The organism is Odoribacter laneus YIT 12061 (assembly GCF_000243215.1).
Classification (GTDB): domain Bacteria; phylum Bacteroidota; class Bacteroidia; order Bacteroidales; family Marinifilaceae; genus Culturomica; species Culturomica lanea.
In genome coordinates this window covers 629907-644758 of record NZ_JH594596.1, presented here as the reverse complement: position 1 = coordinate 644758, position 14852 = coordinate 629907, and the positions used below count along the sequence as shown (strand labels likewise).

Below are 14852 nucleotides of genomic sequence, written 5' to 3'. Positions count from 1 at the left end.
ATTTAGCGAGCCCTAAATACTTCTACGGCAAGATGGGCGAAGTCACCAAGATCCGCCGCACGCTGATTGTGCCCAACCAGGCGATTGCCACCTATGTGACGCAGTGGACCTACGACAGCCACAACCGCCTACTGGAGCACTTCCTGAAAGCGGAAAGGTGGACGGATGGCGCATGCCTATACGTATCGCACTCTACCGTCTGGAGATAGGCTACGACAACATACACCGCATCGTGTCGAAGAAGCAGCATCTCACACAGCAGGGCGTGCAGTTCAACGGTACGTTCCATGTGGTGTAGATAAGATAAATATTTTTTCTATAAATTCCACTCTTAGTCGTTTTGATTAAAAGAACAAAACGACTAAGAGTGGATATTTCTACTTCATCAAAGGAATACCTAATGCATACCACACAAATCCCAATGGACAACGTATTTTATCCAAAGATCTCAAGGATGGATTCATATCGCATCGTTCATCAACATGGCAAGGCATTCCTTCAGAGCAACCCTGTTTAACTAGTTCTTCTTCAGATTTCCTACACCATTCTTTCAGAGCGCAGGAACGCTTTCCTCCAACTAACATATTACCTATATGTTTGATAGGCTGCATAAATTCTACATCCCAGGATTTGTTACTTGCGTTCAAAGGATATTTGTTGTACTCATTCTGATTATTTCTAAGTAGCGGAGTTCCCAACTTGAAAAACAAATTAGAGAAAGACGAATAGGCATCCAATAGATTGTTGCATTTTAGCAAATCAAGTATAAAATAGGGATGATTATTCCTTAAATCCCAAGCTACGTCATAGGCATTGTCAATCCATGTTCTATAAGCAGCAAAAGCTTTGGGATCTTTCAACACTCCTTTAAAATGATGGCGTGTTTTTTCGCAGATTTCAGAGTAAGAAGGTAAATAATTATGATTCTTCAAATAATAGTCATAAATATCTTCGGGACAAACAGGCAAAGGAACCTCCTTATTTCTGATTCTTGCCAGATATGAAACGAATTGAGCACCTGGTACTGAACACATTAAAGACACATCACACAAAGCAATGATATTTAGTTTGTTTTTGGCAAACTCCGGTGAATATAGTTCGGCAATCATCTCTGCAATATGATATGGATGAATGGGATGAGAACCCTCTGATTCCGGGAATAATACCCTTTGGCACAACGAAGCCATGCTTTCCATAATATGCAAAGCACCAAATTGAAAGGTTTTACCGGCATCTGTGGTAACTAAACACTGAGGAATTTCAGTAATAGATGGATCTGTCACCAAATATTGCGGCACACGAATACTTTGATTGACGCATTGAGTAATAGCAGAAAAAGGGAAATTAGCTACGCTTCCCCATCCGTTGTTCAACAGATAGCGATTGGTAAATACATTTGTACTGTTGTCCAATGAAACAGAACCAGAAATTCCATCCTTTTCCTCCATGGCCTTTTTGCCTAACGACAAAAAAGACTCAAAGTACACATACGCATTGTAACAGCCGAATGAAGTCGTTATGTCCTGTATGAAATGGATCCACTCGTGAAAGAATGTGCCCAACTCTTTTTTAGAAAGTTTATGCAAGACTACTGCCTTATCCGTATTGACATAGATTTCCAGGAAATTTGGATAATAGGTTCCCATTATTTCCTGAAGTTTCAGTGAAGGATTATCCATGATATGAATGAGTGTTTATATTTATCTTTAATTTGATTCAAAGGTTGGTTATTTCACCTTGTATATATGACGAATTATACCGGTCAAAGAAACTGCAAATATAACCGTTTTTATTTGAATATAGTCTTTGAGAAAGCATTATACTACAATTATACTACGCCATGGAGATAATATATTGGCCTGGGACTACCTATTAATTGAATAAATGCTTATACGGATTCTATAATAAAACCGGTGAAATAGCATTTGCACTCATGTTGAAAGAATTACATGGAGTTGCTATATATTGGATAAGCTTGTCTCAACTTAAGACAATTAGAACTAAAATCCGTATTTTAGGAACAATAATTGCACTATTTATGTATATTACTGTATCTTTGAGAACGATTTTCTTTGCCGTAAGTACGCAAATTTGTATCTTTGCAGAAAAGTACATTACTCATGAATACCGAAATATTACGAATTATAGAAGGAGGGTTGACTAATGACAAACGGAAAGTCATCAGCTACTCCAATAGACTTGCAGATAGATTAAGCCAAGAGGGTGATACCGTTTTTGCTGCTTGTATCAGAAAAAAAATAGAAGATACCAACGTACGCCCCAGTGTGGTTGCGGATGCCCTAAGAAATGCCCCTTTGGATCTGGATAGCAGGCTTCAGATAGTCGAAGTTATCCCACCTGCCGAAAGTGTAAACAAAATTATTTTGAATTCTCTGACTCAATCCCAAATAGAAGAATTTGTCAACATTGTACGCAACTCATCTAAATTAGAGGTACAAGGGCTGGATATTCCAAAAACTCTTATACTCTACGGCCAACCCGGTTGTGGAAAAACAAGTATTGCACATTATATAAGCAATCAAACAGGGCTTCCGTTGATTTTAGCCCGGCTTGACAGCTTGGTTTCCTCTTTGTTGGGAAGCACAGCCAAAAATATCAGAAAAATTTTTGATTATGCCGGAGAGTTTCCAAGTATCTTGTTTTTAGATGAATTTGATGCTATAGCAAAGGCGCGTGATGACCAGAAAGAAATTGGAGAATTAAAGAGAGTTATCAACAGTTTGTTGCAAAACATGGATGCAATGCCTAAACATTGCGTTCTCATAGCTGCAACAAATCATCCTGAATTATTAGACAGAGCAGTCTGGCGCCGTTTCCTGCAAAAGGTCGAGGTGAAAATGCCTAAAGACAAGGAACTTGTTGATTTAATTCGTCTATTTTGCGGTGAAGATCAGGATAAGATTGCCGATCTGATACTCAATACAAAAGGGATGATAAATCTGTTTGAAGAAATATCTCCTTCTGATATGAAGAACCTTTTTGACCGGGCTAAAGTTAAGGGTATTTTAGAGGGGCAAAATGACTTATCCATATCTCATCTTCTTTTTAGCATTTATGAGTTACAAAATGGTGAAAAATCAGAGGATGAATTCATCCTTTATTTAAAGTCAAAAGGACTAACGCAAAGAGCAATAAATGAATTGACGGGCATTAGTCTTCGTAAAATCAAAAGTTTAACCGCTAATAAATAAATCATATGGCTAAAACACTTCCTATTCAGCTTGTAAAAACTCGTAAAAATCAGGATGAGTTCTTAAAAGAAGCCGGAGGCTCAAATGATCTCCCCAAATGGGCTACAGAACAAGTCATTCGAGAGAATTCAGTTCGACTTGTCAATGCGCTAGATAATATCAGCTTACATTTCGAAAATCGACACCCCCATAATTGTCAGTTGCCTTTATTGATAAAAGCCAAACTCAATGAACATGCAACGGCTAAATCATACCGTCCGAATGTTCGAGCGCTCCTTAACCGGAAACGTAAACACAATGTAATTGGCATTTCAGGGTTTCGGGATATTTTGTTTAAGTTGGATGGGAATGACGACATTAAAGCAATAAAAGATGATATAGCTTCTGTGCAGAATCATACATCTTCAAAAGATAAACTCATTGGTGTGGCTGCTATAGAAGAACTATCTATTTACACTTGCGATGTTAATATTGATGAGTTAAGCGACAAACTTCTTAAAATTCAGCTAGTTGATTATAAAGATGCGAACCTCAATACCCTGTCAGAACAGTTGCTCTTGAAACTTGGCAAGGATTTGGCATGTAATATAATAAAGGCAAATTATGCGGAGGGGTTGAGAATATTTAGAATAGAAAGTCCATCTGCAGATTCTATACGGCAAATAGCTACGCTTGATAGCGTAATTTCCATAAAAGAAATGCCTTATTACGAACTGGTTGCCGCCCCCAATCCGTTTCAAGCGGAAGTGGAGCTGGCAAAACCCATCGAAGGGGAAAAATATCCTATCTTAGGCATTCTTGATTCCGGAGTGGAAAAGTCTGACTATTTATCATCATGGAGTCTTGAGGAGGAAGACAATATTGCAGGATTAGATGAATTGGATATAAATCGGAACCATGGCACAATGGTAACGAGTGTGGCGGTTTATGGGGACATACTGGAGAATACTAATTGTACCGGTTGCGGACCCTTGAAATATGTCAGCAACATAGTGAATTCAGACAGAGAGGGAATACGGATTTCTGAAGATGAACTGATTATGTATATCAGAGAAGCTGTGCAGAAACACCCCGAGATAAAGATCTGGAATCTTTCTCAAGGCTCACAAACGGAAGTATCAGACTTTATATTTTCTGATTTTGCCATTGCATTGGATGACATTCAAAAGAAAAACGATGTTTTGATTTGCAAATCAGCCGGAAACAGTCACAATCTGGGTCGTATTACTTTGGGAGCTGAATCATTATTGGCATTGACAGTCGGGTCTGTATGTAATAAAGGTACGCATCCTGAAGATTTGGATGAAGGGATGCATTCTCCCTTTTCCCGAATAGGATATGGTCCGGAAAAATTAATCAAGCCGGAAGTCGTACATTATGGCGGTAATATAAAAACAGGCGTTAAGGTTTTGACGGGTGCAGACATTCAGCATACAGCATTTGGCACAAGTTTTTCTACTCCAAGGATTTCATCGTTAGCAGCTCATCTTGTCCACAGACTTGATGGAACTTTTGATCCGACTTTGGTAAAAGCTTTAATTGTTCATAATGCCAACTATCCATCAGTAGTAGATAAAAACACTTCAGAATATACCCGAATCTATGGTTTTGGCTTGCCTTCAACCATAGATGAGATGTTAAACAATGACGAAGATGAATTTACGATGGTTTGGCAACCTGATTTCAATGAAGGTACAGATTTTCAAGTGATTGATTTCCCTTTCCCAAACTCTTTAATAGACGAAAACGGCTATTTTTATGGCATAGTAACGGTGACAGTTGTTACTGATCCTGTACTAAAAGGAGGAGAGGGCAATGAATATTGTCAGACGGATATTGATGTGAAAATCGGACCGATTCAGGGAGTCAATCATGTAGCTCTTGGTGCTGTAGGAATTCCTAAAACATATCGAAATGAAGAAAGAATTATTTCTTTGCATAACATTTTGACTGGGGATAAATACTCAGTTCATCAACCTGAAATGATGAGGGAACGTAATCTTATTATGAAAAATCACAAGTGGCAACCGGTAAAAAAATATCAGGTAGACTTATCTACAATGACCGATGGACAAAAAGAAAAAATTAAAGACGATACCACATGGGCCATGACAATACGCTCATTTACTAGAGATGCTACTATGTGTGAATTGCAAGAAGACGGTGTCATAAACTCTATAAGGACAACCATTATTATAACGATTAGAGACCCAAAGCATAAAGGTGTAGTATATAATGAGGGTATTCGATTATTGAATATTCATAATTTTGAACATTCAAATATTATTATTAGGAATGATATTCATCTGTCAGAAGGTGTATAGACTTCAATGACATAACAGGTTTACTTATTGATTTATATGAAGGAGTATCAAATTTGAAAGATTAATTTGATGCTCCTTATTTACTAACATATATAGCAAAAATGCTAATCGCATGACCAATTAATCTGTAATAGCAAAATTCATCTGATTCTCAACAGCGGGAATAGCCATCCAAGGTTATTCCCGTTTTTTATTCCCTCAACTGAACAGTGGTTCTACCATCGTCCATCCGCAGATATTCCAGATTCTTCCATGCAAAGATAGCTTTTTGCCTTGTCGCAGACAAGGCAGCCCTTGCGGGTTGGCTGCAAAAAATCATCCTCACTTCGTTCCGGTATTTTTTCCGCCAAGCCTTGCTTTGGACAAGGCAAAAAACTGGAGGGGCATGTAAGAAACAGGAATACCGTGCTCCAAGGAGCCGGTCATGTCAAATTTAAATCCATTAAGAATCATGAAAAGAAACCAGTCTTGGAAAGGATTTCCGGAGTGCGAATCGGAAAGCGGATGTGCCTATTCCGGAAGAAATATGCAGGCAAAACGTTCAAATCTGCCGGTTGAAGATAATCCAGTCATTAACCTCATAATCCTTTAGCTTATGTTGTACTATCAGTTTAGGAACTACGATGAGTTCAAGGAAATTTTCGCAGTGGAAAAAAGGAACAATGGTGCGAAGGTCAGAAAAAACAAGATCCTGCTCAGCCATCTGAAGAATGCAGACTTGTTGAGATATTGCCGCAAGAGAAATGATTTCACCTTGCTTAACATTAAGGATATGGCCCAACTTCAGCAGGTGGCCATTGATGCAGTATGCAGTTCTGGCAAACAGGATGATTCGCTTCCCCACAGAGTGGAACTGATTGGAAGAACTTACTGGTCTACACAATACCGCACGGATGAAGCCAGAGGTATCTGTGAAGACGGAGACCATGGTTCCATCCGCTATGTCAATATGGAACGCAGCAGGGTGTTCAAAATGAAATCGGCAAAATTTCTGAGAGCCGTCATGCTGGAAACCATCGTAGGAAAAATCCTTTCCTCCAGTGTTGTGAACTGGCTGTGCGGTGATGTGTTTGCCAAACAATGGTACACATTTACGCTGGGCTGTACGTCGGGTATGGAACTGCATGTGGACAACAATTTCGAAGCCATCTATGAAAGTTTCTGGTGCAAAGGATACTTCAATTCCTGTATGACGGATATGGACAGGCATTCATTCTACTTGGATTCGGTAAAAGCAAAAGCTGCTTACCTCAAGGACGAGGAAGGAAAAATTGTAGCAAGGGCTATCCTGTTCACCGAAGTGACCGATCAGGACAACAGACGGTGGAGGCTGTTGGAACGCCAATATACTACCGGAGAGGACGAGATGCTGAAATACATGCTTGTCAATAAACTAATCCAAGAAGGCTACATTGACGGATACAAAATTGTGGGGGCATCCTGCCACGAGGCGAACGCATTTGTCGGCATTGACGGAAGTTCGCTTTTTGACCGCAAGTTTGAGATAGACTGCGACCTAGCCATGGACGACACTCTTTCCTATCAGGACTCCTTCAAATGGTACGATTACGAGGAAAGGAAGGCCTACAACTACAAGCATTCGGCAGATGATTATCTGCTGGATACGACCGACCGTAATCTGAATGGTGATGATGACGAAAGCGAGGAGGCATGGGATGAATATAATCAGCGCTATTGTACAGAAACGCAGGTCTGCTACATGGAGGGACGGGAAATCGAAGTGGATGTGGACGATTTGGAGGATTTCCGCTATATATCCTCTTGCGGTGAATATCATCATCATGACGATACAGTTTTCTGTGATTGGTGCGAAAGCTACTGTCTGACAGGCGACTCCGTCTACTCGGAGATTACTGAAGAATATTATTGCTGTGAGCAATGCCGGGAGGATGCTGAAAACTGTCACAAGGAGAAGTATTGGCATTATTCCGAATATGACAAGGACTGGTTTGAAGATGCGGATGAACTGACGGAAATCCAGATATGGAATCAGCAGGAAAAGGCTTACAAGTCACAAACCATCCATTTAAATACCATAGAAACCCTGTTGGAGGACGGTTTGATAGTCTGTTTTGACGAAGAATACTATGACTCGCTGGATTCAAGAACCGGTCTTCCATTTAATTTCTCCGATAATAATATAAACATTTATGAAGAAGAACATGAATACGCAGCTGTTGAAGAAGCTATATAACATATACAGTCCGAGTGGAAAGGAACAGGAAATGATCCGCTTCCTCTGTTCCTATATCAACGGGCTTCACGGAAACATCAGTCTGCAAAAGGACAGTTTCGGCAACTTGTATGTAACCAAAGGCAATTCCGAGTCCTATCCTTGTTTAGTGAGCCATTTGGACCAAATATCCCATTGTAGGCATTCAAAGGATTTCAGAGTCATTGAAGCTGAAGGCATCCTTTTCGGCTACTCTCCATCAAAGCGGAGGTACGAGAATTTAGGAGCTGATGACAAAAACGGCATATTCATCTGCCTGGAATGCCTGCAGAAATACGATGTCATCAAAGTCGTGTTCTTCCGCGAAGAAGAAACCGGATGCAAAGGCAGTGCTCAAGCATACATGCCGTTTTTTGATGACGTGAGATTTGTCATACAACCTGATCGAAGAGGAAATTCCGACCTGATTACTGCCATCAGCTTCACAGAACTGTGTTCCGAAAAGTTCATCAGGGAGGCTGCTCCCGAAAAATGGGGCTATGCGGAGAAAAATGGGCTGATGACAGATGTTCTCACGCTGAAGGAGAACGGACTGGGAGTGAGCTGTGTAAATGTCAGTTGTGGTTATTATAATCCCCATATGGATGAGGAAATCACCGTCAAGAAAGACTTGCAGAAATGCTTGGACTTCATTGAACATCTCATTGAGGACTGCACAGCCGTCTATACCCACCAGGGGACGGATGAATTCTATGATTCCCTCTTCGAGTGCGAAGAAGAGATTCACGATATCCTACATCGGAACCCGTCGCTGTCGCTGGAAGACCTCCGCAATTTGTATTCCTCTTACTTTCCGCACCTGTCAACAGAGGACTGGATCCGGATTTATGAGGATTACCACATGATATGGGACGATGTTCAGGATGACATATCCGACTATGAATACTTGACCTGCAATAAGAAGGAACTATGATTGGCAAAAAGGATATACAACCAATCTGAAGACCTATTGTTCGGAATGTTTTTTTTCATTCATACAAATTATAATCTATATGGTATAGAAAATTCTTATCAATTATCTGATTATAATTATATGTAAACGAAAGAATATCAGTAACTTTGAATGCTTTTTCAAACTAAAAGAATAGCTGTAATAAAATATAGTCGACCTTGGCAATAAATAATCTGATAATTGCATCGGTGGTATTAAATTTATTGTCAAGGCTATTCGTTATAAGCATTCCGAAGCAATTACTTGACATCATTCCGTAATACATTATAAGACTTTATGGAACAGACCATCATACCACTAACAAAACTTTTCTTTGAACTTATTCAGATATCATTGGGAAATAGAAAGGAATTTTCCTGCATTCCTAGTGCAAAAGACTGGTTTGGCATTTATGAATTAGCTCACCGGCAAGCATTGACAGGCGTTCTATTTACCGGTATTACATTACTGCCCCAAAACCAGAAACCCCCACAAAAGCTGCTTTTGAAATGGTATGCCATATCTGAACAGATACGTATTCTCAATAAGCGCATCAATAAGGAATGTATTATCGTTGGCAATCATTTAAAAGAAAAAGGATTTGATTATACCATACTCAAAGGACAAAGCATGGCCGCACTTTATACCTTTCCACTACTGCGTATGCCGGGAGATATTGACGTTTGGCTGCATCCTGCTAAAATTTCAGAATGCTCACTTTCATTGGTTAGGAAATCTGTATTGGAATTGGCTGGTGATAAAGGAAAACTAGAAGGGGTAACGTATTGTCATGTGCACTACCCGCTACTCAAGGATACAGAAGTGGAGCTTCATTTTACCCCTTCTTGGATGAACGGATTTGCTGACAACAAAAGGTTGCAGAAATTTTTCATGGAACAGGTTCCTGTTCAATTCTCCAACGAAATAGAACTGCCGGATATTTCTGAAAACATAAACTCACCGACCATTGAATTCAATCGATTCTATATTTTGTTACATATCTATCGCCACCTTTTTGGTGAAGGCATCGGACTCAGACAACTCATGGACTATTACCATGTCCTGCATCATCAGGCTTCTGAAGACAGCATAAAGAGAACATTGGATATTCTTCAACAAATGGGCATGACACGTTTTGCTTCTGCCGTCATGTTCGTCATGCAGAAAGTTTTCGGTTTGAAGGATAATTATCTGATTCTTCCTCCGGATATAAAAGAAGGGCGTTTTTTATTGTCAGAAATAATGCGTTCCGGTAATTTCGGCAAATTCGACAAACGCATCCGGCGTTCTTCACGGATGAAATATGCCTCCGTTCGTTTTGCTTTCTCACTCAAAAGAAATTGTACATTCTTCAAGCATTATCCGCACGAAGTCCTTACAGATGCTCCATTCCGAATCTGGCTGTACTTCTGGAGAAAATGGCACGGTTGGATTTGATTCTAAGCAAACTGTTACTTTCAATAAAAGGACAACCTCTGTTAAAAAAATCATTTTGTCATTCCATGAAACAAATACAACTCTACGACTATCAAACTGAAATGAAACAAAGGATTGAATCGGTTTTTAAATTGCATCGATCCGCAATGGTACAGATGCCGACAGGTACGGGTAAAACGTATCTGTTGGCCGCATATGTGTACGACTGGGTGAAAAGGAATGAGAGTATAGTCTGGATTGTGGCACATAGACGTGAACTTATACAACAGATTAAAGATTCCGTTGAACAGATAATGGAATCTATGGATGAACATATTTCAGAAAATCTATCTGACAAAGTAAAGGTTGTGTCTATTCAATGGTTGTCTCAAAATAACTCTGCTGTAAAAGAGTCTCCCGGTTTGATCGTAATTGACGAGGCTCATCATGCTGTTGCGAAGACATATACGACAGTCATTCGAGACTATCCAAAAGCTAAAATATTAGGTGTTACAGCGACACCTTGCCGTTTGACGAAACATGGATTTACGGATATATTCGACATACTGCTGCAATCGTGGACAACTAATAGATTCATAGCCGAAGAACGTTTGTCTTTATACGACTATATGTCTGTAAAAATAGACAGTGAGGAACAAAAAAACATTTGCAGTTTAAAAAAGCGCGGATCGGACGGTGATTTTTCAATCCGCGAAATGAGTGAGAAACTGGATGTCCGACCAAGTCTTCAAAGACTTTGTAACACGGTATTAAAATATGCTGCAAACAAGAAAGGTATTGTGTATGCTATAGACATTGACCATGCAGAACATATCGCTGAATTTTACAGTCAGCATGGTATTAAATCCATCGTTATAAGTTCTAAAACTCCGGATGCTGAACGAAAGCAGCTTTTGAAAAGATTCAAGGATACTGATTCCTGTGCTTCTGGAAACATAAAGAGCTTCGATGATATACAGGTACTTGTCAATGTAGATTTGTTCAGTGAAGGCTTTGACTGTCCGGATGTTGAATTTATTCAGCTGGCAAGACCTACACTCTCGCTTGCCAAGTATCTTCAACAAGTAGGTCGTGGCATGCGTGTCTTCGAAGGTAAAAAGTATTGTCTTATATTGGATAATGTAGGATTGTTCCACATCTTTGGTTTGCCATCAGATGACCGTGATTGGCAGGCAATGTTTGAAGGAAAAATTTCCGGCAAAGGTAACTTAAAACAAGCAGAAGAAGATTTTTTGGAAATGCCATCTTTGAATGCTTCCTTACAGCAGGATTTCTCTCCTGATGAACGTACAGAAATGGTATCTGTAATGACTCATGATGGGCAACGTCATGATTTGGATGCAGCCCATGGTTATAAATTGATAATGGGAGCAGATGGTTCTGTGGGTGTGTCTGATAAAGGTGGCAAGGAAATATTACCTTGTATATATCGTAAGATAGAACTGAAATTGCATGGAATCGCTAAATTGTATTCCAGGAGAAAAATAGACCGTGAACGTCCGTGGATAGACTTAAGGAATGGTATACGCTTTGTTTTGCAGCCAAAACTGCTGAAATTTGAATTCTTGCAATTTAGCACTGCCGATGGTGTAAATCTGTATCCAAGAGTACAGACCAGGGTGATGGATGAGAACAGCTTTGTTACAGAAGCAGCCTTGGTTCATGGTATTAGTGACGGCCTCCGGTTTCGGAATTTTTATATTCCCAATAACGAGATGCCCAAGTTATTTGTTTTCAAAGAGAAAATGGATAATATTTCCTTGTTTGAAGATGAAAGCGGGAAACTCTTTTTCAAACAGAAATGGAAGGCGGAACTGCATCCTATTTTGTTGGAAGAATGGATAAATGAAAAAAAACGCTGGACAGATATGGTTGAGGATTTCGAACACCGGGTAAAAGAATGCCAGAAAACAAGATTATTCCGTTACCCTTTGCCGGTGGAACTTGATTGTGGCTGTAACTTGTCTGATTATGAAGAACCATTGGATATTCGTATTACTCGAAAAGACAAGAAAGTCTATAATACATTCTGTCGTGACATTCGGTTAGGACGGTGGAAATCAACCGGATCCTACACAGAGATATTTCGTCAGGCATATGGTATTCGTGTAGTACGGAATTGGGAGGGTAAATATCTTTTGCGTACCCGTTTCTTTGAAAAACTGAGCCGGCAGGAAGATCCTAAATATGATTATGCAGAATTGCTCGATGATGCCTACTTACATCTCATAGAAGATGGTAAGGAATATTATGTAGATCTTGGAAGCAAAGTCTGTTTTAATCAAATACCGGAATTGATACAGATTGGATTTGTAAAATTTCAGAAAGACAACGACATGTATTTTCCTTTAGACTACCGACTAAGTAGATGTATTCCATACAGGCGCGGAGAAATTGTCGGTGGAAATGACATTTGCTTTATTGGAAAGCATATTGTTCTGTTGAAAAACCACCAATCTGCATATTATATCAGACAAAGGTATAGTGACGACAAACGATTTATCATCTGTAAGAACAAAGATGCCTTCATCGGTGAAACTCAGTACGAGTTGTTCTATGATAACAAAACTCCTTATGAGATAAGACAAATGAAACATTAACCCTACAAAAACAATCACCCCGGCATTTTGCTGGAGTGATTGTGCAAATAAGGGCTTTTATTCACCCTCTTTTAAAGGTTGCAATAAAGAAAAATTAACTCGTGTAAAGGGTCTGGCAAATATGCCTTATCCCTCGGTGTCATTAAATAGAATCTTCATAATTCATTAGTTATTTTGTTGTAAAACAAATACATAACCTTGCCTTGGGAGAATAATACTCCTGTACTTTTTCTCGATCCGTCCTTTATCATTAACTATTGTATCAAAATCCAACTGAGTGCCACGACAGGTAAAAATAGCATTGATATCATCCGGATGATTCAAACAGACCCTTAACTTGTTTACGATATATTTGGCTCGAAAACCAATATAGTAATCGTCTTTTATATTGTATTCCTTTACTCGTTCATAGCATATTTCATATTTGGTAAAACCTTTTAATTTTATCTTTTGCTCTTGGCAGATACAATCCTGTTCCCTGTACTCAGAACTATCTATAATTTTCGGAGCCTTGCCGTTTACGGTAAATCGTGTTATTGTATTTTTATAACTATCTGAATTAGTTACCCTTGTCCAGGTCTTTAATGGATATTCAAATTCTTCTGTACTGTCAGCGATGAGTTCAAAAGAAATAGAATCTTTAACACGTATCGTACCAATGTTACGATCTATCCATTCAATGGTTATATGTGACTCATAATCATTATAATAACTAACTTCATTTTCAGGAAAATCAATGCTGGATGGTATAATTGTCATGGTTATCATTGCATTATTTTTCATTGTTCCGTCTCTATATTCATTGACTTTATCCGGTGAATGTTACTACATCATCCAATTTTGGATAGCCTTATTATTAGGATTTGTCTCTGCCATTACTTTTACATTGCTTCTTGGCAAGTTAAACAGCCTATATCTACAATTGCCGGATATATTGCTGTATGGATTATACATCTATGCCATTGCACAGACACTGATGCCTTTGTCACTATTGTGTAGATTTCCACAGGAAATGAGTATAATCAAGAGTGAAAATATCGGTATTTCACAAATCCTATACGAGAGTTTTCAAACAATATCCTTAATAGGTAAGATGTTGCTGATGTTGTCTATTTTATGGATTACAGACAAGAAACGGCTTGTCTTTTATATGATCCACCGGAGTCTGTCATTGACAAGCACGCCATCAGCGCTCAAAACATACAACCGCTATTTCCCAGATTAGTCATATTCATAAATTAGTCTTTCTTACTAACGTATTAAGCCCGATATGAATTCCTCAGTAGAGGTTATCATATCGGACTTAATTTTATTTCCTAATAAAAATACCATTCATAAAATGCTTTAAAACATATATATATCAAATGGCTCTAAATTGGGCATTTTATTAACGATATTTTCGTATCCCATATCTTTTAGTTTTTTTATTACAACAGAAATTTCTTCTGAATCATTTTCCAAGTTGATATACTATATATAATGTATATCGAAAAAGCATAATTTAAGTCAATAACAAACTGATTTATAAATGATTACTTTGCTTGTTAGTGAAATATTTATACATTTGCAGATGTATAGATACCATATCAATACTTATCTTCCTGTGCACCAAAAGAAATGTATAAATAAAGCGTTATCAGTCAAATTGGCTGTAAGATATGGTCCTATACATTAGGTTAAACTTATCTTCCTACCATCAAAGATAGCAGAGTGCCTCTCTGAAAAAAGGGTGATAATAACATAAAAATAACTCTATATTAGTAAACATGCTAGTAAAAAATGTAAATGGATCAAGTCGTTTTACAAGACCGAATGGATATAATTCTTGGCTTGAATATTGGGAATCACAAATTGGTCTGAAAGCTCATGAGTGTTTTGCGAAGGATTGCTATTCGAGAGAGTACCTTGTAGGAGCTCATGTCCAAAAGGTATCTTCTGACGATAAAGCATGGTATATTATACCGTTATGTTCAAGTTGCAATCAGAGAATTGATTATTTTGAAGTGCCCGAATCATGGCTTGTTCCCGTTCCTAGTAATTTATAACTCTTCTATACTGAACATTTTAAAGGCAAGGTGCAACCTTCAACATAGA

The 14852-nt window shown here is 38.6% G+C and carries 8 protein-coding genes and 1 pseudogene; 7 read left to right on the top strand and 2 right to left on the bottom strand.

Annotated elements, in window-relative coordinates; all coding sequences use genetic code 11:
• Nucleotides 1–14: 14 nt before the first annotated feature.
• Nucleotides 15–289, top strand: a pseudogene (locus HMPREF9449_RS16970) (hypothetical protein); the annotation flags it as partial.
• An 88-nt stretch (nucleotides 290–377) separates the two neighbouring features.
• Here HMPREF9449_RS16970 and HMPREF9449_RS02735 read toward each other — a convergent pair.
• Entirely contained in the window at nucleotides 378–1679 is a 1302-nt protein-coding gene (locus tag HMPREF9449_RS02735) for a hypothetical protein (RefSeq protein WP_009135703.1), read from the bottom strand.
• Between the two features lie 441 nt (nucleotides 1680–2120).
• Here HMPREF9449_RS02735 and HMPREF9449_RS02730 point away from each other — a divergent pair, with 441 nt between their 5' ends.
• The 6 genes from HMPREF9449_RS02730 (at nucleotide 2121) to HMPREF9449_RS15730 (ending at nucleotide 12758) form a co-directional block, all read left to right on the top strand.
• Complete coding sequence (locus tag HMPREF9449_RS02730) at nucleotides 2121–3212, top strand: AAA family ATPase (protein WP_009135702.1); 1092 nt, start codon at nucleotides 2121–2123, stop codon at nucleotides 3210–3212.
• A 5-nt stretch (nucleotides 3213–3217) separates the two neighbouring features.
• The gene (locus HMPREF9449_RS02725; protein WP_009135701.1) at nucleotides 3218–5536 is read left to right on the top strand and encodes a S8 family peptidase; all 2319 of its coding nucleotides are present in this window, start codon (nucleotides 3218–3220) and stop codon (nucleotides 5534–5536) included.
• A 595-nt stretch (nucleotides 5537–6131) separates the two neighbouring features.
• On the top strand, nucleotides 6132–7751 hold the full coding sequence (locus HMPREF9449_RS02720) for a hypothetical protein (RefSeq protein ID WP_009135700.1): 1620 nt from the start codon (nucleotides 6132–6134) through the stop codon (nucleotides 7749–7751).
• Nucleotides 7720–8703, top strand: a complete 984-nt coding sequence (locus HMPREF9449_RS02715; RefSeq protein WP_040611177.1) for a hypothetical protein — start codon at nucleotides 7720–7722, stop codon at nucleotides 8701–8703. The genes HMPREF9449_RS02720 and HMPREF9449_RS02715 overlap by 32 nt, the downstream gene beginning before the upstream one ends.
• A 315-nt stretch (nucleotides 8704–9018) precedes the next feature.
• Nucleotides 9019–10158 carry a nucleotidyltransferase family protein gene (locus HMPREF9449_RS02710; protein WP_009135698.1) on the top strand — a complete coding sequence of 380 codons (1140 nt, stop codon included), beginning with the start codon at nucleotides 9019–9021 and terminating at the stop codon, nucleotides 10156–10158.
• Nucleotides 10159–10223: 65 nt separating this feature from the next.
• A complete protein-coding gene (locus tag HMPREF9449_RS15730; RefSeq protein ID WP_222704613.1) occupies nucleotides 10224–12758 on the top strand; it encodes a DEAD/DEAH box helicase in 2535 nt (844 codons plus the stop codon).
• 165 nt (nucleotides 12759–12923) lie between these two features.
• On the opposite strand, the gene HMPREF9449_RS02700 is transcribed toward HMPREF9449_RS15730, so the two are convergent.
• A complete protein-coding gene (locus HMPREF9449_RS02700) occupies nucleotides 12924–13526 on the bottom strand; it encodes a hypothetical protein (protein ID WP_009135696.1) in 603 nt (200 codons plus the stop codon).
• Between the last annotated feature and the right edge of the window lie 1326 nt (nucleotides 13527–14852).

Bases quoted from the DNA above. Each gene is read 5' to 3' on its own strand.
- HMPREF9449_RS02735 (WP_009135703.1), bottom strand. From the start codon at position 1,679: ATGGATAATCCTTCACTGAAACTTCAGGAAATAATGGGAACCTATTAT.
- HMPREF9449_RS02730 (WP_009135702.1), top strand. From the start codon at position 2,121: ATGAATACCGAAATATTACGAATTATAGAAGGAGGGTTGACTAATGAC.
- HMPREF9449_RS02725 (WP_009135701.1), top strand. From the start codon at position 3,218: ATGGCTAAAACACTTCCTATTCAGCTTGTAAAAACTCGTAAAAATCAG.
- HMPREF9449_RS02720 (WP_009135700.1), top strand. From the start codon at position 6,132: ATGTTGTACTATCAGTTTAGGAACTACGATGAGTTCAAGGAAATTTTC.
- HMPREF9449_RS02715 (WP_040611177.1), top strand. From the start codon at position 7,720: ATGAATACGCAGCTGTTGAAGAAGCTATATAACATATACAGTCCGAGT.
- HMPREF9449_RS02710 (WP_009135698.1), top strand. From the start codon at position 9,019: ATGGAACAGACCATCATACCACTAACAAAACTTTTCTTTGAACTTATT.
- HMPREF9449_RS15730 (WP_222704613.1), top strand. From the start codon at position 10,224: ATGAAACAAATACAACTCTACGACTATCAAACTGAAATGAAACAAAGG.
- HMPREF9449_RS02700 (WP_009135696.1), bottom strand. From the start codon at position 13,526: ATGATAACCATGACAATTATACCATCCAGCATTGATTTTCCTGAAAAT.